The sequence below is a fragment of the Dehalogenimonas sp. 4OHTPN genome, assembly GCF_040448695.1.
GTDB lineage: Bacteria > Chloroflexota > Dehalococcoidia > Dehalococcoidales > Dehalococcoidaceae > Dehalogenimonas.
The window spans coordinates 1-24,120 of sequence record NZ_CP159307.1 but is presented as its reverse complement, the minus strand read 5'-3'; the positions used below and the strand labels follow the sequence as shown (position 1 = coordinate 24,120).

Genomic DNA, 24,120 nt, shown 5'->3' with positions numbered 1-24,120 from the left:
CGCCCTTACATCGAAGGTAAACTTACCACAAACTCCGCGCCGGCCCCCGGGGCGCTTCGGGCCTCGATGCCGCCGCCGTGAGCCAGGACGATCTCGCGGGTGATGGCCAGGCCGAGGCCTACGCCCGTCCTCACCCCGGATACCTGGTAGAACCGGTCGAAGACACGGGGCAGGGCATCAGGGTGGATGCCTGGGCCGTGGTCGAGGACACTGGCGATGACATGCCCGTCTTCGACACGCGCGGCGATCTTTATCCCGGTGAAGGGCGGACTGTTCTTCACGGCGTTGTCCAGCAGGTTGTTGAATACCTGCTCCAGACGGTCGGCGTCGCCTTTGACCCAAAGACCCGGTTTGACGTCCAGTTCGATCCTGACCGACTTATCAGCGGCCGGCGGACCGAAGAGGTCGGCCGAGTGCTTTAAAACATCATAAAGATCAATCCGGATCGAATCCATTTTGAACTGACCGGACTGGAGACGGGAGAGGTCAAGCAGTTCATCCACCTGGCGCCGCAGTCTTTTAGCCTCGTCGTTGATGATGCGGGCGGCTTTGTCCCGGGTCTCCTGGTCGGCGGCAGTGCCGTCGAGGAGGGCTTGAGAGAAACCCTGGACGGCGGTCAGCGGGCTCTTGAGTTCGTGAGAAACGTCGGCAACGAAATGCCGCAGTTTGAGCTGCGATGCCTCGACCTCGGCGGCCATGCGGTCGAAGTTTTGCGCCAGTTTGCCGATGTCGCCGGTGTCTCTGGAATTGATCCGGTAGCCGTAATCGCCGCGGGCGATCTTATCGGCGGCGGCCGATACTTCGCCCAGCGGCTTGTAGACCGAGCGGGATAGCCAGTAAGCCAGCACGATCGAGGCTGCCAGGGCGATGACGCCGGCCCAGGCAAAAGGCCGGAAGACCCCGGCCAGGGCGGCGGCAGCCTCAGGCCGGGGCACCGCCAGGATGAGAGTCTGGGCGCGGGCGATACCGGCGGGTGCCCGCGCCAGCGGGTAGGCGGAATAAAAATAATCAGCGCCGGCGTCGTCAATAATCTCGCCGGTGGTACCCTGCGGCACACCGTGAGGCAGCGCCCCTTCAGGGAACTGCAAGGCCGGTTCGGCCTGCGGCACCAACTGACGGAGCAGGTTGCCGTCGGCGTCCGACCACAGGATATGCATTCCGGAGGCGTCGGCCTGGGCCTGCATGTTCTCGACGAGTTCGGCCAGGGTGACATTGCCCCGGATGAGGGCGGCCACCTGCACCGAAATAGGGCGGGCGGCGTCATCCAGCCGTTCCATCGCCAGGCGGTCGGCGTACTGGCGCACCAGTACAGCGCTGCCGAGCGCGGCGGTGAACAGGGTGACAATGACCACCAGAGAGTAAGTGAGAAACAGTTTCAGACGCAGGCTCATGCGGCCCCGCCCGCCACCAGCCGGTAACCTGTACCCCGCAGTGTCTCGATATCTATGCCGGAGCCTTTGAGTTTATCGCGCAGGTGGTTGATGTGGACGTCGACTGTCCTGGTGTCCCCGTAGTAGTCATAACCCCAGACCTGGTTAAGGAGTCTTTCCCGGGAGAAGACTATGCCGGGCTGGCGGGCAAGGGCTATTAACAGGGACAGTTCCCTGGCCCGCAGCTCGATCGGCGAACCGTTGACCGCCGCCTCGTGGCGTTCCGAATCGATGCGTAACTTGCCCAGTTCGATGACCTGCCCGGCGGAAGCCGGAGGCTGGCTGCGGCGGAGAACGGCTTTGACCCGAGCCAGCAGTTCATGCGGGTTGAAGGGCTTGGTCAGGTAGTCGTCGGCGCCCATCTCCAGGCCGACGATCTTGTCCACGTCCTCGCGGCGGGCGGACAGCATCAGCACTGGGACTTTACTTGATGATCGCAGCCGTTTCAGCACCTCGAAGCCGTCGATGTCCGGGAGCATGATGTCGAGGATGACAAGGTTCGGATTGCTGGCCGAGACGAGGCTGATGCCTTCGCGGCCTTTGCCGCAAGCCGCGACCTTAAAGCCCTCCCGCTCCAGGTAGAGGCGGGCCAATTCGACGATATTTGTTTCGTCGTCGATGATGACGATGGTTTCCATAACGTTGCCCGACATTATAGCCAATCGAAATAACTGATGAAACAGGCCGGAAGAAAACCCTCCGGCCTTTCTTTTTTAGTGGAGTCGGCGTTAAACTTTGGGTGTCCTACCGGTGACGGGTGGCTGGTTAGCATGAAGGTCTTCCCAGTCCTTCAGGATGTTATTGGCATCACCCTGGTTGAGACGGCCGCCTTCAACCAGGCGATCGAGGAAGGCCAACACGTTGTCTCGGTTCTGCATCTTCATTACCCGATCGTGCAGCGCGGCCACATCCAGCACCCACCCAGGATGGGCGTCATCCCAGTCTTTCAGTATCTTATTGGCGTCCCCCTGGGTGATTTTGCCAGCCGTCACCATCCGGTCCAGCAGGGCTGCCACCAGATTGCGGTTTTTCATCTCCATAATTCGCTGGATGGGGTCAACTGGCTGCCAGTTGGGGTGGGCGGCGTCCCAGGCGGCGAGGAAGCGATCAGCCTCAGCTCGATCGATCTTGCCGGCGGCCACCAGCCTGTCGAGCAGCGTAACAACGTTGTCCCGGTTGCGCATCTCCATAATGCGGGTGAGGGGATCGACCGGAGGCTGCCAGCTGGGGTGGGCTTTGTCCCAGCCGTTTAGAATCTGGTTGTATTCCCCCTGGGTTATCTTGGCGCCGGCCAACAGCCGGTCGAGTAAAGCGACGACATTTTTCCGGTTGGCCATGTCCATGATACGGGCTTTAAGCTGGTCGATAGGCGGCTGCCAGTTGGGGTGTTGATCGTCCCAGTCTTTTAGAATCTTGTTGGCATCGCCCTGGGTGATCTTGCCCGCCGCCACCAGCCGGTCTAGCAGTGCTGCCACCAGATTGCGGTTTTGCAACTGCATGACGCGGGTGGCCAGGTCGCCGATGTTCTGGAGCCTGTCGCCAGAGGCACCCCGGGATTTTCCTTCCGCAACCTGTTCGGTCTTTGGCTGCGGCCGGTCGGTCTTATCGGCGGCGGCAAGCGCCACCGAACCCCCGGCCAGCACCGCCACTGTAATGGTTCCTGATATTAGTCTCAAAACGGTCTTGTTCATCTCTCCGTCCTCCTTTGAGACTATGATACCCTCTCAATGTTATCCCGGTGTTAGCCGGATGTAAAATGTGTGTAAAATGTGAAACAGCGAATCAATCCGCCGCTCCGGCTACCCAGCCTGAAGCCCAGGCCCAGGCTAAGTTGTAGCCGCCGCGTTCCCCATTGACATCCAGCATTTCGCCGGCAAAATAGACGCCTTTTTTCAATTTAGATTCCAGAGTGCCTGTCACCACTTCTTCGACCGAGACACCGCCGGCGGTGAATTCAGCTTCATTCCAGCCGCGGGTGTCGGCAACCCGGAACAGGTGATTTTTCAGTGATTCGACGACCGCGGCGGTATCGCTGTTTTCCAGAATACCCTGGAGCGCCGGCCCGAACTTGTTGGGCAGTATGCCGGCCAGCAGGTCGTCGGGAAGCATACCGATATCGCGCCGCCGCTGAAGTTCGCCTGCCAGCTTATCGCGGCTGATGAAGGGTACCAGGTCAACGGCGATGAAGACCTGTGTCCGGTGTTTTCGGGTCAAGGCGATGGACACTTCCTCTGAAGCATCCAGGATGCAGGTGCCCGACAGGCCGTACTTGGTGAAGAGTAGTTCCCCGGAGTATTCAATGCCGGGTTGACCGTTGATCATGCTGCGGGCGACGGCGAAAATCCTCTGGCCCTGCAGCAAGTGGCATAAATTGTCTTTAACCACCAGCGGCACGGCGACAGGCACCGGTTCTACGACGCTATGGCCCAGTTTGCGGGCGATTTCATATGCGCCGCCATCGGCGCCGAAGGCGGGATAGGTCCGGCCGCCGCCGGCGATGACAGCGCGGCGGCATTCCACTTTTTCACCGGAACGGGCGGCGACGATGAACCCGTTTTTCGAAGGACTGATCGAGGCGCAGTCGAAATTGTATTTAACCACCACCGGCAGCCTTTTTAACTCAAGTTCCAGAACCTTGAGCACGGAGGAGGCCTGGTTGGTGCGGGGGAAGATGCGGCCTTCGTCCGAATATACTTCAAGTCCCAAGCCGCGAAACAGGCTGAGAATCTGGTCCCGGCCGAAGATTTCAAAAATGGAGCTTACCAGGCGGCGGGCGGCGGCGTTGTAGTGGAGTTCAGAAAGATCGGCATTTAGCAGGTTGCAGCGGCCGTTGCCGGTAGCCAGTAGTTTCTTGCCGAGCTGCGGTGTTTTTTCGCAGATTACCACCGGGGCGCCGCGGCGGCCGGCGCTGATGGCAGCCAGCAGGCCGGCGGCGCCGCCGCCGATGACCGCGGTAGTGAAACGTTCCATAGCAGCCGAATCATACCATTTTAGGTCGGTTTTTTGCCTGGAGATATTGACCGGTCACGAGGTTAAGCGCAGGGCTGATTTGAGATCTGAGGCGGTGAGTGGCTTAGTTGGGAGTGTTTTCCAGGCTAGCATCGACAACCAGGCAAGAATTGCGGTTTTTATGACAATGATAATCCAGAAACCAATCCCAAGAGGCGCCAGCGCCATGGTTACCGAAGATGGCAGCCCGGATACCGACGACACCAGATCCGGGGCGATATGAACCAGGTAGAGACCGTAAAGGAATGGGTATTCCAGAAGCACCAACAATTTAAATGAAACTGAAAACCAAATCGGCAGCAGGATCAGCAGGAAGGGTATCAGCCAGTAGAAAAAATTGGCAGACCAGCCGTAAAAAACGGTGAAGTAACCGCCAAGGGCAAATAACAGACCCCAGATGAACTGGTTTTCCGTCCTGATGTTTTTAGAATAGATGAAACCGCCCATAATGACCGCCATCAGGATGACGAAAACGAGGCTGTACCAATGGGAGTAATCAGGGACGATCATGGTCATGACGGAATGGTCAGGGGTTATGCCGGTCCACCCCCAGTCTCTTTGAGCCACGCCAGAATAATCCTGGAAAAACACATCCTGAGGTATCGGCTTGTCTAGGAGTTTTTGAATAAGGGCATAAACGGTTTCCCAGGGCGGCCGGCCTGCCTGCCAATTGAACGAACTTAAAAATACTCGGAAATTTCCGATAACAAAAGGTAAAAATAATAGAGAGAACGTGGCAGTTGATAATCCGATGAAAAGTATTTTTGCTTTTTTCGACAGAAATTCACTTTTCAGAACGACGGGTATTAGAAGCATGCCGAAGGGCTTGATGACCGACCCGATTCCCAACATGAGACCGCCGGTTGTTGGGGAGCCTTTCAAAACGAAATACACCGCCCCGAGAAAAGCCGTCAGCGGTATGGAATCGACCACGGTGTACCATTTGAAGGTAATGACTAGTATGGTGTAGACCAGCCCGAGGATGAGGGCCTGATTAGGACCTATCATCCGCTCGACGATTTTGTAAAAATAGAATATGCCCAGGAAAACCGCGCCCATGCTCAGAAAATACCAGAGGACGGAGAAGATAATCTCCACCGAAGAGCCGGAGCCGAGCGCCTGAGCTGGTTTCCAGAGCAGGTAGTAAAGATAGTGAGTACCGGGGCTTTGACCGGACCAGACATTAAGGAATCCATGTTGGTCCATCAGTTTAAAGACGCCGCTTAACCAGTCGGTAAACCAGTTCGCGGGCAGCTCCAGGAGGAGATCACCTGTGAGAAAATAGCTGCCGCCATAAAACAGAGCGACGAGGAGGACAAGACCTTTGAAAAGGTTTTTGTTGCTAAGATGTTCACCTGCCTGAGTAGCACAGGCGGTGTCCTGAGGTTTAAGTTGCCCTGCTATTTTCGGCATCGGCTGGAAAGATAAACCCTGCGGCGGATAATGTCAATTGGCGGTGGCGGCAAGCTGGTCAATAAGGAAAGCCGAAGCGCCGTTCAGCACCGGCACGGTTTCCAGGACGATGATATTGAAAGCGACGGCGGAAGTGAAGGTGACAGTGCCTTGCGGAAAGGTATCGTTGGCGAAAACGCCGCGGGCGGCCGCGGCGCCAATCGGCGGGGTTGAGGTTGAACCTGAATAGGCGACCACCCTGAGTTCCGTTGGGGTCTCGACGTTACCCGGGCCGTGTGAATCAGTGGTGGCAAACACAATAGAAACCGAGTTCATTGGCTGGCTGAACTTAATCTGGAGCGAACTCCTGGAGACGTCGTTGTCGTAGATATATTTGCCTGAAAACTGGGACAGGATAAAATTGGTCGCCGCCTGGTTCTGGATTGAATAGGCCGCTCCGGATGACGAACTGAATTCAGCAGTGATGCCGCTAACGGTGCTGCTGAAAGGCGTGCTCTGGCCAACATTCAACACAGGGCTGCCGGCGTCGAAATTAAAAATGAAGGTGCCCGAGATTACGGGAGGAGCGGAGGTTGTCGGCGGGGTGGAAGTGCCGGGGGTGGTCGTTGCCGGCGGCGTTGTAGACGGTAAAGAAGTCGTTGGAGAAGGCGAAGTGACGCTCGGCGTTCCGTTGTCCGGACCGCAGGCCGGCAGTATCAGGAGCAGTAAGATCATTACGGCCATTGAGACGGCTTGCCGGTGTTTCATCACGGCAGTTCCCTCGCTACCCCGATGGTAGCAACCGGCGTATTTCGGCATGGCATGGGTTTCAGCCTGCCGTCTTCCATTTCAAAAGCCCGGCTGGCGAAAGGCAGCAGTTCCAGACTGTGAGTAACCACCAGAAAAGTTACCCCCTGCTTATTGATGCTGCAGATTAACTCCATAATCTGGTTTTCAGTGTGCTGGTCAAGGTCGCTGGTCGGTTCATCGGCCAGTATCAGTTTGGGCTGGTTCACCAAAGCCCTGGCGATAGCCACCCTTTTCTGTTCACCGGCCGAAAGCTGCTGGGGGTGTACCCGGGCTTTAGCGCTCAAACCGACTGTTTCCAGCAGTGTTTTGGAACGTTCCAGGAAATGGTTTGGTGATTTCCTGGAGGTGAAGCCCGATGGAAGATAAACGTTGTCCAATACCGTTATGGACGGAATCAGGCTGGGAAATTGAAAAATAAAGCCCATGGTTTCACGGCGGAGTGTTGAAAGCCCTTGGTCATCCAGGCCGGCAAGATCGCCGCCGTTCATTGTCACCCGGCCGGATGTAGGTTTGATCAATCCGGCGGCCAGGTTTAGAAGGGTGGACTTCCCGGTCCCGGAGCGGCCGATGATCATGATCAGCTCCCCCGCTTTGATATCGAGGGTGACATCGCGGACGGGGCTGATGGATGTAGACGCATCCAGGGCAAAGGTCTTGGTGACGTTCTCAAGTTTCAGCATTTTTATTGTCTCATGGCTATGGCGAGTTCCTGGCGGCTCAGCCGGAAGGCGGGAATGGAGGCGGCCAGCGTCACGGTCAATAGCGCCAGTCCGACGCCGGCACCTACAAGACCCAGAAACACGCCAAGCGGAGGGAAGAGAAAAGGCATGCGAAGAGAACCGGCGATGAGGTCCTTAAGGACAAACAAACCTCCGGCCGCCACGATAATGCCGACCAGGGAGCCGGTGACAGCCAGTAAAGCCGCTTCCGAAAGGAGGGTTTTAAAGATGAAACCCCGGGTGGCGCCGATGGCTCTAAGGACAGCCATTTCCCGCCTGCGTTCATTGGCCGCCATAGAAAATATCAGACCGATCAGCAGCACCGAAAGAATCCAGATGATGAGCGAAATAATGAAAAAGCCCCACAACAAGCCGTTCATCTGGTTCCGGAAAGCGCCGAAGAGGTTCGGGCTTTCGATTGGTACCATCCCTCTGGTGTTGGACAAGATGTCCAGGGCAACCCGATGAACGTCAGCAGAGGGCTCAATCCGGACCATGATGGTGGAGATCAATTCTGGGTTGACCACTAACGGCTGAACCGCAGTGGTAATGGATGATTCGGCCATGGCAACAGCCGTTTCCATGGTCATGAATAACGTTTGGTCCAGCCCGGTACCGGTGGCTGTCAGGTTGCCGACCAGATCCATGCCGTAGCCGTAGAGGATTATCTGGTCAAATTCAGGCGGCACAAAAATATAGTGGCCACCGACCACCTCGCCCCTGGCAAGGTCCCGTCCTAGATTGTCTCTCAGCCAGGGTGTCACCGTGAAATCGGTCGCCGGGTCGTATACCACAATGAACATCTCCCAAACCGCGCAGCAGGCGGCTCCGTATAAAGAGGCCAGGTATACCTGGGGCGAAACAGCTTCCACGCCGGGCACCGAAGCGACTGATTCCAGGTTACTTCTGGGCATCCAGATTTCAGTCGGTTTACCCATCAAGAGGGCGGTTTCCAGCTTTGTTTCGGCGCCGACCGGAACCACCAGGATATCAGCGCCCATGCGCTGCAAACCTGAATCAAGGCTGGTTTCAGCGCCTCTGATGATCAGGGTCGTCGAGAGCAGGAATGCCGCTACTCCGGCAACCCCGAGGAAAATACTCAGGCTCCGGAAGCCGTTCCAGCGGATGTTTTTCAGCGCTAGTTTAATCGTGCCCATAAACACAAGAAAATTCGGATGGAGATTTAAGCTTCAACAGGGCGGCAACCCGCCGCCGGCGCCTTCTTCGAATAAGACCAGAATATACGGCGCCTGCCCGGCGACATCTTTAGACCAATCCGTAGTCTTGTAAGTGGTGTTGGTTACGAGTTGGCCGTTGCTGTAAGAACGTTCTATATATTCTACGGATTCAACGTGTTTGCGGAGATCCGAACCCTGGGCTTGAGAGGTAATCAAACCGGACTCCAGGACGGAAATAGGGACGTTTTTAAAGGTGACCTGGTAAAAAACGCCATCCTCGGCTGATGTCCGGGTGATGCTTCGGGCCAGTACCAGCGATGACAGCCATTTGCCGTCTGGGGTAATGGTTCCGTGAACCTGATCGGTTATTTTCTGGGTTGGCGTTGCTGCCTCGTTGAATCCCCTGAAGGTGTTGGCCATCCAGCCGATAGGCACGGCGGAGGCTTCCAGGGACGTCGGGTGCTTGAAGATAATGCCGAACGTCTCAAAGTCCATCAAGCCATAAAGCCGGACCGAGATGCTGGTGGTCTTGCGGAGTTGTTCAGCCTGGACGGTATCGGGTGAGGTCGAAGCGCCCAGATCCGGCGAGCAGCCCAAAGGCAGAACCAGCGCCGCGGCCAATACTAGCCAAGCTGTCGGCCGAAATTTCTTTAAAATACTCTGTTTCATGCCCATAATCGCGCTGCATGACACTTCGCCGCTATTCTACCGAACAAAAATTAAAAGCTATTCCAACCGGTTGGACCTGGCGGCCAGAACCATGCCAACCAGGCCGGAAGCAATCACCAGCGCCCCGGCGGTGATGAGTCCGGGCCTCTCCAGGGTGACGCAGGTCATAGTAGGGGTCTGGCAGACGCCGATCAGAAAGGTCGGCAAGGCGATAATCACCGCGCCCAGCACCACGCCGAGCCCGCCCAACTGCATAAGGGTAGTCTTGCGGCGGTTGAAAGTCATCATGACGCCGACGACGGCCAGCGGGGCGGCGGCGGCTATCTCGGCAACACCGCTCCAGTGACATTTCATCGGAATGGTCTTACCGTTGGCCAGGGTTATGGCTTTTCCCTGGGACTGGCAATCAGTGAACATCGGGAAAACGGCGGCGAATATCGCCAGTACCACCAGGACAACACCGAGGACTTTGAACATCTAACGCATCTCCTTATGTTGATACTATAAACGAGAATATCACTTCTGTACTGTCCAAAGCCAGTTAAGCCCAAAGCAAATACCGTGGATCTGGCCGTCGTAGCCGACGCGATGCCACAGGTCAGTGATTTCATTGCGGGTGAAGTTACGGTGAAACGGTTCATTGCCAGCACAGGTCATACTTAGGTGCTGGCGCATCTTCCAGATGCTGTTGGTGCTGGGGACAGACCCGACAAGCCAGCCGCCGGGACGGCAGACCCGTAACATTTCCTGGAGTGTAGCCTCAGGATTCTCCAGATGCTCTACCACCTCAGTGGCGATGACCATATCTACTGACGAGTCCTGGACGGGAAGCATTTCGGCATCCGCCTGGGCTTTGACAATATACGGCTTGCCGTTCATCTGGTTCAAAGCCCAAAGGTTCATGTCCAGAGCTACGGCTTTCTGTCTGATGGTGGCCAGTCGGTGGGTGATCAAGCCGGTACCGCAGCCGATATCGAGGACGATCCCGTCACTGGGCAGCAGTTTTTCGATGTAGTGCCAGGTTTCGGCTCTCCTGGTGTGGTGATAAATATATTCAAGCCCTTTGGGGTCTTTGGTCCAATCGTAACGTTCAAAAAGGTAAAACTCTTTGACCGGGAGATGCCCGGCGGTCATTTCGAGGGCGGTGTCCGGGCTGATGAGCGCCGGGATGCCGTTGAGTACGGAGTAGGCGGTACCGCAGGACTCGCATGTTAAAACACTATCCATGGGCACCAGGCTGGATTTACAGCCAGGACATCCGAAAACCTCCAGATGCCAACGCTCGAATGAATGCCCTCCCGTCGAGTGACCGGCGTATGTCTGAATCATTAATTCCTAGTTTCTCCGGCGGGTTCCGCAAAGCGCGGAACCCGCCGGTGTTCATTTTGTTACGGAGTGACGGTGATGCGGCACTGGGTGGGCTGATATGACCAGCCGGCCGGACTCTGGTAGCCACCGAAGCTGGCCGAAACCACCCCGGGGGCACCGCTCAGCGCCACGGCGACATCGCCGCCGGCGGAGGTCAGGCCAGTGGCCGAAGACAAAGTGCCAGCAGTGGTTAGGAAGGACAAAGTACGCCCAACCAGCGGGTTGCCGTACTGATCAGCCAGGTGGAAGGTGATTACGCCCGCTGAAGTTGAACCGGTAATCACCGTCTGGATGAAAGGTACCACGGCTATGATACCCATATGGGACGAAGCCAGGCGATTGGCGTCACCGAAGAAAACGGCGTCAATAACCACCGTCGATTTTTCATTCGGCGCCGGTACGCTGAGCGTAGCGACTCCGGAAGCGTTAGTGGTGGCTACGACAGAGCCGTTCTGGGTGGTGCCAGATTCCAGTTTGTAGAACACGTAATTGAAGGTGATGGATAAACCGGCGATGTTGACCGGAGCCTGGGCGGGCAACGTCTGAAGCTGGGCAGTCATATTGATGTTTTGCCCCGGGCTGACGGAGTCCGCCGAGGTGGTTACGATCCTTGTGATCGCCGGGCCTGAAGCCGCGATTTCGGCGGTGATGCGCGCCTGGGAAGGCTGGTAGGACCAGCCGCTGGCGTTCACAAAACCGCCGAAACTGGCGGAGATGACCGCGGAGTTGACGCCGCTGAGGACGACCTGGGCATTACCGCTGGTATCGGTGGCGGCAGCACCGGCGGATAGGGTGCCGGCAGTGGTCAGGAAGGACAGGTCCTGCCCGGCGATAGCATTACCATAAGAGTCGGCCAGGTGGAAGGTCACGACACCAGCCGCGTTGGAGGCCGTCAGCACCGTCTGGATGAAAGGTACCACAGCGATGGTGCTCATATTGGATGAGGGCTGCAGGTTGGCGTCGCCATTGAAGATGGCGTCAACCACGACGGTGGCCTTTTCATTGGGGGCGGCCACGGCCAGAACAGCCTTGCCGGCAGCATCGGTATTTATGGTGGCGGTACCTGATTCGGTGGTGCCGGATTCAAGCTTGTGGAAGATGTAGTTGAAGAGTACCGGCATTCCTGCCCGGACAACATCAGTCAGGCCAGGCAGCTGCTTCAACGAAGCGGTGACAGTGATCGTCTTGGCGGGGCTGACCGAGGTCGGGCAGACGGTGACCATCCTGGTCTGGGCGACACCGGTGCTTTGGGCTCCGGCAACGGTCGGGGCAGATTCAGCCGTTGCGGTCGGGAAACCAGGTATGGTGCTGCCTACGGTGTTCAACGCGGTAACCCGGTAGAAGTAGGTGATGGCGTTTTCAATCTCAGTGTCCTCGAACGTGGTGACCATGCCTACGGTGCGGGTTACCAGGTTAGCGGTGAAGCCGGCGTCAGTGGCGCGTTCAATCTTGAATCCGGTGGCATTGACCGCAGGGTTGGTCCATGACAGGCTGACCCTCTTGGGGTTGTCCAGGACGGTAGCGGTTACGTTGGTCGGCGCGTCCGGGGCGACGGCGAAGCAGACGCCGTGCATCATGTCCATTTCCTCGTGGCCGAGGATGTGGCAGTGGATGACATACTCCCAGCCGAAGTTGACCATCTGGTTGGTGATGGTGATCGGGTTGCCGGTGGGATCGAAGAAGCCGCCGGGCGGGCCGATGAGGGTTTCGCCCAACGGCATGGTGGCATCGATCGGACGGATCGAGTTGGGCACCTTGAACGGCAGTTGCGGCGCGACCGGTCTGAGGGCGACGATGGTATCCTCCAAGGGGCTGACGCGGAGGGTTTCCTTCCAGCCTCGTTCGGTTGGATGGGGCAGCGACAGAAAGCCGTCCCAGGCGACGCGGTTGATTACCTGAACGTTAAACAGGTGGAAGTGGATCGGGTGGGTATCAACGCCGTTGTGGGTGATCTTCCAGAGCTGGGTGCCGTCACCCGGCATGGGCTCTGACAGCGGGACCATGGAGTCCTTAAGGACTTCGACCGGCGGCGAGGCGTAAGGGTAGAGCATGAAGTTGGCGGCGCCGGCGACGGTATTGGGCAGCTCCAGCCCGAGCATGCCGCTCATGCGGCCGTAAACCGGGTCATAGGCTTCACCCATTTCGTCCTGGATGGCTTTAGGCTGCAGCGGCAGCGTCATCTGCTGCCCGCTGATGGTCTTAAAGGTATGGGAGTTCTGGAAGATGCGGACATAAGTGTCAGCCGGGAACGAGGTAGCGCCAGCCCTGGGCGAGAAGGTACCGTTGCCGTTATCCACCCGGTAGGCGTCGTTGTGAACAGCATTGGGTACGATCAGCTTGGGCTGCGTCCGCTCGAAGACGCCGGGGTGGGCGGCGTTGGAAGCCCAGGCTTCATTCAAAGCGGCGACGTTGTACGGCGCTGCCGGCGCAATATTCTTGACCCGGATCTGCATAACGGTGCGGGTGTTGGGCCCGTGACCGGGCAGGGTAGTGTTGGCGTTGGCGGGATAGGTATAGCCGCCGGCAGCTGCCATATCAGGCGAGCCCGTGTAGTAGTCCAGGCGCGGGTCGGGGGCTGGGAAGGGGGCGGGGGCGTCGTTATAGACGATAAGTGTCTTGCCGGCGAAGGCGGAAAAATCAACGATGACGTCCGCCCGTTCGGCCGGGCCGAGCGCCAGGGAGAAGGAGTTGACTATACCGGCGTTGAACATGGTAACGTCAACGTTCCAGTCAACCGGCCGTTGGGGGACGACGGCCGGCATAGGCAGAAAGCCGCCTTCGGTGCCGATGACTATCCAGGGAGGACCGGCGGTGTTCCAATCCGGGACACCGCCATCGCGGCCGTCCACCGGCCAGGTGGCGTTGCCGAACTCGAAGTTCTGGGGCCAGGTTGGATCGTTGGGATAGGGCGCGGCGATGACGGTTTTTACCTCGGTACCGAATCCGGTTCCGGGAGGAACGGAGGCTCCGGTGGCGTCTATGGCATATCCGGCCGGATCAGCCTCGTACATCTGGAGGTTAACAAAGCGGTCATTGCAGGCGTTCAGGACGCGGAGCCGATAGGACTTGGGATCAACTTCGACATAAGGGAAGGCGGTGCCGTTGACCAGCATAGTGTCCTGGAAGGATTCCATCTGCATGGCAGGGTGGGGGGCGCCCGGGATGAAGGGGGCTTCCCACGGGGTATTGGCGGGATTGACCGAATCATAATACGGGTTGGGCTGCGGCCCGACCAGCAGGTTGGTGGCCGGCGGCCAGAACCACGGGGCATAGTGCCAGCGGCCCATGGGATTGATGCCGGAATTGTCCGGAGCCCAGGGGTTTTGGGCCGGGTTATAGACGTGGCCCATCCACAGGTCGCCGTCGTGGGCCGTCCCCGGGGTAACGCCCCAGTTCCAGGTGGGATCGGTGGATGGAATCATCGGGGCATCAACAAAGGTCTTATCCTGGACGATCAGCGGGATCTGGTCGGCGGGAATGATGCCGCTATTCACCAGTTCGGCTTCCACCGGGTCTTGAATAATGTATCCGGCGGCCATGCCGACATAGACGTTAAGGCGGGTGATGCCAAGCGCATGGTCGTGGTAGAACATCAGACGGGCGCTCATCTGGTTGGGGTAGTAGTAATTGTACTGGCCGGGGCCGGGGGCCGGCATATCCGGCACGCCGGAATACAGGACGCTGGCGCCGTCGGGATAGGATGTCGTCTCGCCGGCCGGGGTGATCCACTGGTGAGGCGTGCCGTCGGAGATCCACGGGGCATCGGCGCCGTGGAGGTGGATGACGGCGCGATTCTGGGTATAAATCTCGGTACCGCCCATGGGGCCCAGACCGGCGCCCATCATGGCTTCGTCGACGGGGATGAACAGGTTGCCGCCGGCGCCGGTGGGCAGTTGATTGGTGAACCTGATGCGGACGGCGCGGTCTTTCTGAGCGATTATAAGAGGGCCAAGATAATGGATCGGCGCCGGCGCAACATTGTTGAGGGTGCCGCCGGCATCGGTGCCGTTGTTGGTCTGGACATAACCGCGCAGGCGGGTGGGAGGCAGGTCCGAGTGCAGTTTCTCGTTATACTCGCGGAGGGAGATCTCATAATAATCAGAACCGGGATAAGTCAGTTTATCGGGGTTGGCGATGGGGATATATTGGCCGAGGCCGTTGGCGGCGCCGGGGCCGAGGCCGGGGAGGCGGTCGACAAACTTCCGGATGGGCGGGCTGTAAGCCCAGTTGGGCACGGTGATACTGAAATAATCCGGCACATCGCCCGGTCCGGGATTGGCCGCCAGCGGGATGGCCTGGGCAATGAGGCTGCCGCCGTTCTTGGGGGTGAGCTGACCGGCCTCAGCTAGCGTTTCATTGGCGCGGGCGGCGGCGGCCATACGCTCTTCATGGGTGATCTTGTTACGGTAAACCGGATTGGTCACCTGTTCGGCGCCCTGGACTACTTTCCGGGCGGCTATTGAATAGCCCAAAAGCCCGGCGGTGCCGGCGGCCATCTGCAGGTACTGGCGCCGGGTTACCTCCCGGGGTTTGGCGGGCTGAGCGATGACCGAAGAAAGAGACGTAGGGGTAGCGCCGCTGCCAGCCTCCCTCATCCTGCGCCTGAAAATATTGGTTGACATCCGCCTTCTGGGTGCTGGCATGCTCGTCTCCTCCGCAATATTATTCTGTTGAGAACTGCGTCCCCGCCCAACCATAATAGGCTCCACAACTGTATCAATATAGGCGGGTAAAGGCAATACGTATAATTACGTATTTTTATGGAAAAGTTGCGGATTGATAAACATAATCAACACACGTAGAATCTGAAATCAGTTAACAAGCGGCGGCAGAGCCGTTAAGATATGAGGTTGGAGGTATAAGATCAATGGATGCCATCGAACAACTGCTTAAGGACCTGACGGAAGCCAGCGGGGTGCCGGGGTATGAGGGGGATATCCAAAAGATCATGGAAAGCCGGCTTAAGCCCATTGGCGAGGTGTCAAGGGACAGGCTGGGCAGTGTCATTTGCGCCAAACGCGGCGGCGCCGAAGGCCCCAGGATACTCCTCGCGGCACACATGGACGAGATCGGATTCATGGTGAAACTGATCAACAAGGACGGCTTTATAAAATTCGTGCCCCTCGGCGGCTGGCCGAACCAGCACCTCCCGGCGCAGCGGGTGCGCATTGAAACATCCGGCGGGCCGGTCACCGGCGTTATCTGCGGTCCGCCGCCGCACCTGCTGCCGGAGGCGGACCGCGGCAAATCCTTCGATAAAAAGGAGTTGTTCATTGATATCGGCGCGACTTCGCGGGAAGAGGCCATCGGAGCGGGTGTCCGCGTCGGCGACCCGGTGGTTCCCGACAGCCTTTTCAAGGTGCTTTCGATGAAAGAGCCAACCTACGCGGCCAAGGCTTTTGACGACCGGGTGGGCTGCGCTCTACTGATCGCGGTTATGGAAGAGCTGGCGGGAGTTGAACATAAAAATACGGTCTTCGGCGTCGGCACGGTGCAGGAGGAAGTCGGGTTACGCGGCGCCACGACCAGCGTCGAAATGGTTAAACCCGACGTGGCCATTATCCTGGATATCGGGCCGATCGGCGATGTGCCGGGCATCAAACCTGACGAGTCGGCAACGAAACTCGGCGGCGGACCGACGCTGCTGGTCTATGATACAAGGATGATCCCAAACCTGAAGCTCCGCGATCTGGTTATCAGAACCGCCGGCGAACTTAATATCCCTCTTCAGCTCGATACCCTGGAATTCGGCGGGTACGACGGCGGCGCTGTCCACCTTCACGACCGGGGGGTGCCGACTGTCGTCATCGCCATACCCACCCGCCACGCCCACAGTCATAACTCCATCATCCGGCGGAGCGATTTCGATCACGCCCTCAGGCTGGTCGGAGAGTTAATCGTAAGGCTGGACGGGAAGGCGGTTTCCGGCCTGTGCGGTTGATCACAGCGATTGACCGCCGTTGCCAGCGAAGGCTATAGTGTCATTGAAATTAGCGCCGAGGTGCCAAATGTTTAAAAAAATCCTGCTCCCCTTAGACGGTTCGGAAATGGCTGAGGCGGTCATCCCGTACGGCGAAGAATTGTTCCGCAAACTCGGCTCGAGCCTGGTGCTGTTTCACAGCTGCGGCGCCGCTCACCGGTCGGCGCGGAACATGCATCGCCTCTACATTGAAAAGGCCGCGGAAATAATCAGGCAGCGGCTCGAAAAAGATAGCGCTCCGGGCGATTCACGGGTCACCGGGGAACAGGTATCGGGCGAATTTGTCCCGGCGGTTTGCAGCTACATAGATGAAAAGCAGGTTGACCTGATCATCATGGTGGCTCACGGGTTCACCAGCCCGATCCTCGACAGCGTGGTGGACGACATCGCAAGGCTGGCTGCCTGCCCGACATTGCTGGTCCGGCCGAAGCAGGCTGAAGGAGAGGGGGATCTGGTACAAAGGATACTCGTTCCCCTTGACGGCACTGCCTACAGCCAGCAGATACTGAATATCGCCAGGCCGGTGGCCGAAGGACTGGGAGCCGAAGTAATCCTCTTTTCAGCGGTTAAATCCGCAGGCCTTCACCCCGCGGCGGTCGAAGCCGATAAAAAGAACGCTCGGGAGTACCTTTTGAGCGTCTCCAGGCTGCTTAAAGGAATCAACGTATCGGTGGCGGTAGCCGAGGCGGCGGATTTTGCCGTGGCAATAGATGAGGCCGCCCTGAATACCAAATCCGACATGATCGCCATGGTCACTAATTCACCTTTAACCGAGTGGGCGGAAAGCAGCCTGGCCAGGAAGCTGCTCAACAAGGGGGCGACTTCGCTCCTGGTGACGCACCGGAAATAAACGTCCGTTTACCTCAATAAAATAGAGCTTAACTGGGATTCGTTGAATAGTTCTGTTTGCGTAACCCAGCCGTTCTGGAGCAGCAAATAGGCGACGATTTCAATATGGTTCTGGCGGGAGATGGTCCCGGCAGCTCCCGGCGGCATCGAGCCGGAGGTGAAACTGAGTAGCAGTTGAGCGTTGCCTAAATCGCTCAGGTGGCTGTTGGCGCCCCAAAGCGGCGGCGCGCCGGCGCCCTGACCGGCATTGCCGTGACAGCTGGCGCAGCGGGAGGCGTAGACCGCCTGACCCGCCGAAGCGAGTTGCCCGAAGGTCACCTGGGACGGGGGTTGGGTGGTGGTGCCGGTCGGCGTCGTTGTAGCCGGAGTCTGGGAGTTACACCCTGGTATGAAAAGCAGAAGTACGGCCGCAGCGATCAGGGCGCGGTTGAACTTAAGGTTGGCTGATTGGTTCATCATCTCCTCCTGAGGCTAGTCAGCCTTCTGAGCAGGGGTCACCTGAAATCCTCCACGGCAATGATTACCGCTCCCCAGGGACAGTACCGGCCGACGGTATTGACCCAATAGTCAATGTCGGCTTCAACATCTGAAGGCCTGCCGTCACATAATTCGATAGTTAGTTCCACCATCTGGATGTCGTCCGGATCTATGTGCCAGTTCCACGGCTGATTATAGAACGTTCCTCCCCTGACCACCCGACCGCTGGGGATTCTAGCCTGACTGGCGCCGTTGTGAACCGCCAACACATCATGGATGGCGTCAGGCTCCCGGAAGAAGACAGAATATTTTTCTCCGACGACGTCGAAAGTGACCAGAACGCCACCTGACAAAGCCGCTTCTTTAGTGACGACCAGTTCCAGCCGGTAATCCCCTTTTTTTATCGGTGAGCCGGCTTGAGGGTAGGGCGTTACTTTGAACGCGATCTTGTATTCGTTGAAAAAGACTATGGTCAAGCCTGGAGCCGCGCCTGATTGAACCAGAGTCTTTTGATGCAGCGACTTAAAATAGGTAATCTGGACTTTGACCGATACCTCGCCGGGCCAGACACATTCGACACCCGCCGGGCAGCGGCTGTCGGAGATGACCTCGGCGAACCTGATGGATAGGTCTGCTCCGGTGAAAGACAGGGTCTGGCCGATGGAGACACTGGAGGATTTGCCGAGTTCCCCTGAGATAACGCCAGAAGTGGAATCGCACGCTGGAAGGGCCAGCAAGAGGCAGAGCAGACCCAAGGCGCAGATCGCCAGCTTGTTTCGGGACCGTTGATTGCGCTCAATCATCATTTACTCCAAGGTTGGGGACTATTTGTTCATTTGATTATTTACGGAAGAACAAATCCAGGTCAATACGTATTTGTACTGATTTTTCATGTTGATTCGGCGGCTGTTAGGAAGCGGCAGTACCGGGCACGGGGGGAAACATGGTCAAGATTCTATAAGTGATGAGAAGTGATGAGCCGGGTCGCCCGACTTTGACAGCCAGCGGCTCCGCAGCTGACCGCAGCCGGCCTCAATATCAGCTCCGCGGGAAGCACGCAACATGGTCCGTATACCGCCAGCGATGAGACGTTTCTGGAAGTCAAATGCGACCGTCCGAGTTGAGGGCTGATACCCTCCCGAGCCCACCTGGTTGCCGAAGATAAGGTTCACCGGGCAATCCATGCCGCCGATGAGCTGGATGAGTTTGTCCGCATCGGCAATTGAGTCATTGATTCCGGCGAACAGGGCGTATTCAAAATAAATATGACGGCCGGTCAAGCGGATGAATTCCCGGCAGGCTGCAATCACGGATTGAAGCGGGTAGCGGGTGTTAACCGGCACCAGGGCATCCCGGAGATGGTCATCCGCGGCGTGTAAGGACACAGCCAGTTCAGCCTGGATGTTTTCTTTTCCGAATCGGACGATTTGAGGGGCCAGGCCGGCGGTTGAGACCATGAGTTGACGACGCCCCATCCCCAGCCCTTTGGGGGATCCGAGGAAGCCGATTGCCTGGCGCAGGTTTTCAAAGTTGGACAGGGGTTCCCCCATGCCCATAAATACGACGTTGGTCAGCCATCGCCTTTCTCGGGGGGTGGCTGTCGCGGCCGATGGCCTGAACGAATTTTCAAAGTACAGAACCTGGGAGACTAACTCATCAGCCGTCAGGCTGCGTTCCAAAGGCTGGCGCCCGGTGGCGCAGAAGGGGCAGCCGATAGGGCAGCCGACCTGACAGGAAATGCAAACGGTGCGCCTGGGGCGCCTGCCGGGATTAAGAAAAAGCATCAAGGCAGCTTCAACGGTTTTGCCGTCGCCACATTGAAAAAGCACCTTGTGGTTAAGCCCGTCTGAAGAAACGGTGCGACTCAAAGGGAAAAGGCATTTGTCCATGACAGGTTCCATCGTATTTTTATTTTAAGCCATTCCGCGTCGGGAGGAAACCATTGACACAGATGTGAGCCGTCTGTCATAATCACTTATTGCAAAGAGTCGCAATAACTATGAGTTGCACTACTATACTTAAGGCTAAGGGTTACCGGCTGACGCCGCAGCGGCGGATTATCCTGGACATCCTCCACGCCGAAGGGGCGCATCTGACCGCCGATGCTATTTACGAGCAGGTCAAGGATAAAGTTGATGGCGTCAACCGCTCCACGGTGTACAGGACCCTGGAACTCCTCGAAGGCTTGGGTCTGGCGGTCAAGGCCGACATCGGCGGCAGTCACGTCTACCACCACGCCGAGGAAGGCCACCATCATCACCTCAAGTGTCGGAAGTGCGGCAAGGTGGTTGAATTGTCAGAGGAAGCCCTGGCGCCTTTGGCCCAGGCGCTGCGAAAGAAACACGGTTTCGAGGCGGACCTCCACCACCACGTCATCACCGGCCTGTGCGCCGATTGCCGGTAATGAAGGAATCCAAATGCACATTCCCGATGGTTTTTTGAATATGACCACTGTGGCCGCCGCCGGCGTGATCTCCGCCGGAGGTCTCGGCGCGGCGGTGAAGATCGCCGCCAAAAAAATCGGCGAGAAGCAGGTGCCGCTGATGGGTATGCTGGCGGCCTTCATCTTCGCCGCCCAGATGCTTAACTTCCCGGTTGCCGGCGGCACATCGGGCCACCTCATCGGAGCGGCGCTGTGCGCCATTCTCATCGGGCCGTGGGCTGGGGTCATCATCATGTCCGCTGTTCTCATCGCCCAGGCGCTGATCTTCCAGGACGGCGGGCTGGCGGCCCTGGGCGCCAACATCCTCAATATGGGAATCCTGGCCGTGTTCGGGGCTTATTTCATCTTCCGGGCGGCGGCGGCGATGCTCGGCGACGGGCGCTGGGCAAAACTCACCGGCGCCGCCATTGCCGGCTGGGTCTCGGTGATGGTTGCCTCGCTGGCAGCCGCTGTCGAGCTGGCGGCATCGGGTATGTCTGCCTTCGAGGTCGTCGGCCCGGCAATGCTGGCCGTTCACGCTCTCATAGGCATCGGAGAGGGGTTGATTACCGTCCTGGTGGTTTCGGCTGTTATGGCCTCCCGCGCTGACGTGCTGCAATTGGAGCGGATATGACCCCCAGAAAGTGGTGGCTCATCGGCCTCGGCGCCGCCCTGCTGCTGGCGACGCTGTCGCCGCTGGCATCCGGTTCCCCCGACGGCCTCGAGAGAGTCGCCGAGGATAATGGATTCATCGAAAAGGCGAGCGACGCCCCATTCCAGATAATCGCCGACTACGTCTTCCCTGGCGTCGAGAATGAAACCCTAGCAACCATTCTGGCGGGATGGTTCGGTGTATTGGTCATGTTCGGCGCAGTTTACGCAATCGGATGGATAATCACCCGGTCTCGCCGTTCAACTCCGTAACTGGAAGAAGATGAGACACAGTTTCTTAGACCAGTACAGCCACCTCGTCAGCCCAGCTCACCGACGTGACCCCAGGCTGAAGTTCCTGCTGTCGTTTCTTTTCATCGTGGCGGTGGTGCTGACCCCTGCCGGCAGCTGGGCGACCTTCGCCGCCTACTTAGTTATTTTGGGCTCGATCTTCGGCATCTCGAAACTGCCGCTGGGCTACGTACTGAAGAGGTCTCTGATCATCCTGCCGTTCGTCTTCCTGCTGGGTATCATCAATGTGTTCACCCGCCCGGGAGTCGAGTTGCTAGGCTTTGACATCGGAAGCTGGCACCTGGGGGCGACGGACGGCGGGTTGGTGTTCATCGGCACGCTGCTGGCCCGAAGCTGGCTGTCGGTGCTGGCTTTAATCCTCCTCACCTCGACGACGCCGCTGCCGGCGCTGCTCAAGGGCATCGAGCGCCTGGGCATGCCCAAGGTGCTGGTAATGATCCTGTCCTTCATGTACCGCTACCTGTTCCTCTTGATCGACGAGGTGCTGCGGATGAAAAACGCCCGGGACTCGCGGTCGGTGGGTTCTCCGCCGGCCTCGTTCCAGGCCAAAACCGTCGGCGCCATGATCGGCAGCCTGTTCATCCGGTCTTACGAGCGCGGCGAACGGGTCTACGCCGCCATGGCCGCCCGAGGCTTCGACGGGCATTCGCGGACCTTCGGCGAACTGGTCTTCGATAGGACCGATCTGGTCAGCGGCATCGTCATGGCGCTGCTGCTCATGTTGCCGGTGACCCTGAGCCTGCTGCCATGAACGATCCTATCATTCGCCTCGATAACCTGAACTACGCCTATCCCGACGGTCGGAAAGCCCTCGACGGGGTCAACCTCTCGATCAAGCGCGGCGAGAGCGTGGCCGTGGCCGGGGCCAACGGCGCCGGCAAGTCGACGCTTTTACTGCATTTGAACGGCATCATCCACGGCCAGAACGGTGCGGTCAAGGTCTGCGGCCTGCCGGTGACCGCCGCCAACCTGAAAACCATACGCGCCAAAGTCGGCGTCGTCTTCCAGAACCCGGACGACCAGCTTTTCTGCCCCGAGGTCTTCGACGACGTGGCCTTCGGCCCGATCAATATGAGTTTGGCGGAGGTCGAGGTCCGCAGCCGGGTCGCCGATTCATTGGCAGCCGTCGGCCTCCCGGGCTACGAGCGGCGGAGTTCCCACCACCTGAGCCTGGGGGAGAAGAAGCGCATCGCCCTGGCCTCGGTGCTGGCGATGCGGCCGGAGGTTCTTGCCCTGGACGAGCCTTCTTCCAACCTCGATCCCGCGGCCAAGTGGGGGCTGATACAGCTCCTGAAATCACTCGACGTGACTAAGGTAGTGGTTTCTCACGACCTGGAACTCATCGAAGCTCTCTGCCCGCGCCTGGTCATCATGAAACAGGGCAAAATCATGGCCGATGGACCGACACCAGAGATTATGTCGCGGGTGGAGCTGCTGGTGGCGGGGGGCTTGGCGCACCGCCGTTGATTCGTCGGTGGAATTGTGAAGGCTACTCTTTGCCCAGACGGGATTCAATGTCGATTATCTTGCGTTTGAGCAGCGGATTGCATTCCGTTTCCTGAGAAATTTTCTCACAGGCATGACTGACGGTCGCAGCGGCGCGGTCTCCCACCAGCTTGCCGATCTCCGCCATCGACCAGATATTCTGGTTTTTCATAATGAACATGGCAACCTGACGCGCTGTGGCGGTCTCTTTGTCCCGCTTGCGGCCGAGTAAATCCTCCGGCGCCAGGCCGAAGCATTCAGCCACGGCGGCGAGAAGCAACTGCGGTTCAGATGATTTTTCCGGAACGGCCGCAGCCGGGGCGATATTTTTAAGGGCGCGGCGGGCCATATCCGGCGTGATCGTTGACCGAAGCAGTCGGGCGTAAGCCAGAACACGGTTCAGGTTGCCTTCCAGTTCCCGGATGTTGCGGGTGACTTCTGAGGCCAGGTATTCAAGGACGTCAGGCGGCATCTCAGCGCCAAGTTCATCTGCCCGGGACTTAAGGATTGCCAGGCGCATCTTCTCATCCGGGGGCGTGATCTCGGCGGTCAAGCCCCATTCAAAGCGGGAGCGTAACCGGTCTTCCATCTGGGAAATTGCCCGGGGCGGTGAATCCGCCGAGAGGACGATTTGCTTGCAGGAATTGTGCAACTCATTGAAAGTGTGGAAAAAACACTCTTCGGTCTGCGTTTTACCGGCTAGGAATTGCACATCGTCAACAAGGAGCAGGTCAACCGCGCGGTACCTTTCGCGGAACTCCTCAGCGCGCCGCTCTTTAAGCGATGAGATAAATTCTGAAGTGAATTGTTCGCCGGAGACGTAACGGACGGATTTCCCAGATCGCTCCGCAAGCTGACCGATGGCTTGAAGCAGGTGGGTTTTACCCAGCCCCGAACCGCCGTGGATGAACAGGGGGTTATAGCCTTCACCCGGTTTCTGAGCGGCGGAAAGCGCGGCGGCGTGGGCTAACCGGTTGGTGCTGCCGACAATAAAAGTCTCGAAGTCATAACGCGGATTGAAATGACCGCCGGAGGTCTTGATACCTGAGGGCTCGGCGCGGGGGACATGGCCGGTGGGTTTGCCGCCGGCGGCCACCTGGAAAATGACCTGTACCCCTCCGCAGTTCAGCAGCCTGAGAAGGGTCTTTTCAATGAGCGAACGTTGATTTTGCTCCAGGTATTCCGCGACGAAAGAATTAGGCACGCCGACGGTAAAACGGCGGCCGTCCCAGGTCAACCCGACAGTGCGGGAATACCAGGTGCGGAAATTAGGGCGGCTGAGGGAGCATTCCAGAGCCCCCAGCGCCGTTTCCCACAACTTGGCGGCGTCATCCTTCTGGTGAAGGGGCGCCGGTGTATCAAATTGCAA

The 24,120-nt window shown here is 58.3% G+C and carries 23 protein-coding genes; 7 read left to right on the top strand and 16 right to left on the bottom strand.

What is annotated here, in order from left to right; translation table 11 throughout:
- Positions 1-5: 5 nt before the first annotated feature.
- The 12 genes from ABV300_RS00115 to ABV300_RS00060 form a co-directional block, all read right to left on the bottom strand.
- Positions 6-1,391 (bottom strand): HAMP domain-containing sensor histidine kinase, encoded by a 1,386-nt coding sequence (locus ABV300_RS00115; RefSeq protein WP_353714557.1) that lies wholly within the window; start codon positions 1,389-1,391, stop codon positions 6-8.
- A complete protein-coding gene (locus ABV300_RS00110; protein ID WP_353714556.1) occupies positions 1,388-2,083 on the bottom strand; it encodes a response regulator transcription factor in 696 nt (231 codons plus the stop codon). Before ABV300_RS00110 ends, ABV300_RS00115 begins: the two co-directional genes overlap by 4 nt.
- 75 nt (positions 2,084-2,158) lie before the next feature.
- The gene (locus ABV300_RS00105) at positions 2,159-3,121 is read right to left on the bottom strand and encodes a hypothetical protein (RefSeq protein WP_353714555.1); all 963 of its coding nucleotides are present in this window, start codon (positions 3,119-3,121) and stop codon (positions 2,159-2,161) included.
- A gap of 91 nt (positions 3,122-3,212) precedes the next feature.
- Positions 3,213-4,400, bottom strand: a complete 1,188-nt coding sequence (locus ABV300_RS00100) for an aminoacetone oxidase family FAD-binding enzyme (RefSeq protein WP_353714554.1) — start codon at positions 4,398-4,400, stop codon at positions 3,213-3,215.
- Positions 4,401-4,454: 54 nt separating this feature from the next.
- Positions 4,455-5,852, bottom strand: a complete 1,398-nt coding sequence (locus ABV300_RS00095; RefSeq protein ID WP_353714553.1) for a hypothetical protein — start codon at positions 5,850-5,852, stop codon at positions 4,455-4,457.
- Positions 5,853-5,885: 33 nt separating this feature from the next.
- Positions 5,886-6,599 (bottom strand): hypothetical protein, encoded by a 714-nt coding sequence (locus ABV300_RS00090; protein ID WP_353714552.1) that lies wholly within the window; start codon positions 6,597-6,599, stop codon positions 5,886-5,888.
- Positions 6,599-7,321 (bottom strand): ABC transporter ATP-binding protein, encoded by a 723-nt coding sequence (locus tag ABV300_RS00085; RefSeq protein WP_353714551.1) that lies wholly within the window; start codon positions 7,319-7,321, stop codon positions 6,599-6,601. The genes ABV300_RS00090 and ABV300_RS00085 overlap by 1 nt, the downstream gene beginning before the upstream one ends.
- 2 nt (positions 7,322-7,323) lie before the next feature.
- Positions 7,324-8,517, bottom strand: coding sequence for an ABC transporter permease (locus ABV300_RS00080; protein WP_353714550.1), 1,194 nt, complete (start codon positions 8,515-8,517; stop codon positions 7,324-7,326).
- A gap of 33 nt (positions 8,518-8,550) precedes the next feature.
- Positions 8,551-9,231: a hypothetical protein gene (locus ABV300_RS00075; RefSeq protein WP_353714549.1), complete on the bottom strand. Its 681-nt coding sequence runs from the start codon at positions 9,229-9,231 to the stop codon at positions 8,551-8,553.
- 33 nt (positions 9,232-9,264) lie between these two features.
- The gene (locus ABV300_RS00070; RefSeq protein WP_353714548.1) at positions 9,265-9,684 is read right to left on the bottom strand and encodes a DUF4418 family protein; all 420 of its coding nucleotides are present in this window, start codon (positions 9,682-9,684) and stop codon (positions 9,265-9,267) included.
- Between the two features lie 39 nt (positions 9,685-9,723).
- Positions 9,724-10,536: a methyltransferase domain-containing protein gene (locus ABV300_RS00065; protein WP_353714547.1), complete on the bottom strand. Its 813-nt coding sequence runs from the start codon at positions 10,534-10,536 to the stop codon at positions 9,724-9,726.
- Positions 10,537-10,595: 59 nt separating this feature from the next.
- Positions 10,596-15,218, bottom strand: coding sequence for a laccase (locus ABV300_RS00060; protein ID WP_353714546.1), 4,623 nt, complete (start codon positions 15,216-15,218; stop codon positions 10,596-10,598).
- A 224-nt stretch (positions 15,219-15,442) separates the two neighbouring features.
- Here ABV300_RS00060 and ABV300_RS00055 point away from each other — a divergent pair, with 224 nt between their 5' ends.
- Both ABV300_RS00055 and ABV300_RS00050 read left to right on the top strand, forming a co-directional pair.
- Positions 15,443-16,516 (top strand): M42 family metallopeptidase, encoded by a 1,074-nt coding sequence (locus ABV300_RS00055; RefSeq protein ID WP_353714545.1) that lies wholly within the window; start codon positions 15,443-15,445, stop codon positions 16,514-16,516.
- 67 nt (positions 16,517-16,583) lie between these two features.
- The gene (locus tag ABV300_RS00050) at positions 16,584-17,405 is read left to right on the top strand and encodes a universal stress protein (RefSeq protein ID WP_353714544.1); all 822 of its coding nucleotides are present in this window, start codon (positions 16,584-16,586) and stop codon (positions 17,403-17,405) included.
- Positions 17,406-17,413: 8 nt separating this feature from the next.
- Here the strand turns inward: ABV300_RS00050 and ABV300_RS00045 are convergent, their stop codons facing one another.
- From ABV300_RS00045 to rlmN, 3 genes are all read right to left on the bottom strand, one after another.
- Positions 17,414-17,863, bottom strand: a complete 450-nt coding sequence (locus tag ABV300_RS00045) for a c-type cytochrome (protein WP_353714543.1) — start codon at positions 17,861-17,863, stop codon at positions 17,414-17,416.
- Between the two features lie 35 nt (positions 17,864-17,898).
- On the bottom strand, positions 17,899-18,687 hold the full coding sequence (locus ABV300_RS00040) for a hypothetical protein (RefSeq protein ID WP_353714542.1): 789 nt from the start codon (positions 18,685-18,687) through the stop codon (positions 17,899-17,901).
- A 141-nt stretch (positions 18,688-18,828) separates the two neighbouring features.
- The gene (gene rlmN, locus ABV300_RS00035) at positions 18,829-19,770 is read right to left on the bottom strand and encodes a 23S rRNA (adenine(2503)-C(2))-methyltransferase RlmN (protein ID WP_353714541.1); all 942 of its coding nucleotides are present in this window, start codon (positions 19,768-19,770) and stop codon (positions 18,829-18,831) included.
- 110 nt (positions 19,771-19,880) lie between these two features.
- Between rlmN and ABV300_RS00030 the strand changes: the two genes are divergently transcribed.
- Genes ABV300_RS00030 through ABV300_RS00010 form a run of 5 tightly spaced genes read left to right on the top strand, consistent with a single transcriptional unit; the run spans position 19,881 to position 22,733 of the window.
- Positions 19,881-20,285: a Fur family transcriptional regulator gene (locus ABV300_RS00030; RefSeq protein WP_353714540.1), complete on the top strand. Its 405-nt coding sequence runs from the start codon at positions 19,881-19,883 to the stop codon at positions 20,283-20,285.
- A 13-nt stretch (positions 20,286-20,298) separates the two neighbouring features.
- Positions 20,299-20,937: an energy-coupling factor ABC transporter permease gene (locus ABV300_RS00025; RefSeq protein ID WP_353714539.1), complete on the top strand. Its 639-nt coding sequence runs from the start codon at positions 20,299-20,301 to the stop codon at positions 20,935-20,937.
- Positions 20,934-21,227 carry a PDGLE domain-containing protein gene (locus tag ABV300_RS00020; protein ID WP_353714538.1) on the top strand — a complete coding sequence of 98 codons (294 nt, stop codon included), beginning with the start codon at positions 20,934-20,936 and terminating at the stop codon, positions 21,225-21,227. Before ABV300_RS00025 ends, ABV300_RS00020 begins: the two co-directional genes overlap by 4 nt.
- Before the next feature lie 10 nt (positions 21,228-21,237).
- Positions 21,238-22,017 carry a cobalt ECF transporter T component CbiQ gene (cbiQ, locus tag ABV300_RS00015; protein WP_353714537.1) on the top strand — a complete coding sequence of 260 codons (780 nt, stop codon included), beginning with the start codon at positions 21,238-21,240 and terminating at the stop codon, positions 22,015-22,017.
- Positions 22,014-22,733, top strand: a complete 720-nt coding sequence (locus ABV300_RS00010) for an ABC transporter ATP-binding protein (protein WP_353714536.1) — start codon at positions 22,014-22,016, stop codon at positions 22,731-22,733. Before cbiQ ends, ABV300_RS00010 begins: the two co-directional genes overlap by 4 nt.
- Before the next feature lie 22 nt (positions 22,734-22,755).
- Here the strand turns inward: ABV300_RS00010 and dnaA are convergent, their stop codons facing one another.
- Entirely contained in the window at positions 22,756-24,120 is a 1,365-nt protein-coding gene (gene dnaA / locus ABV300_RS00005) for a chromosomal replication initiator protein DnaA (RefSeq protein WP_353714535.1), read from the bottom strand.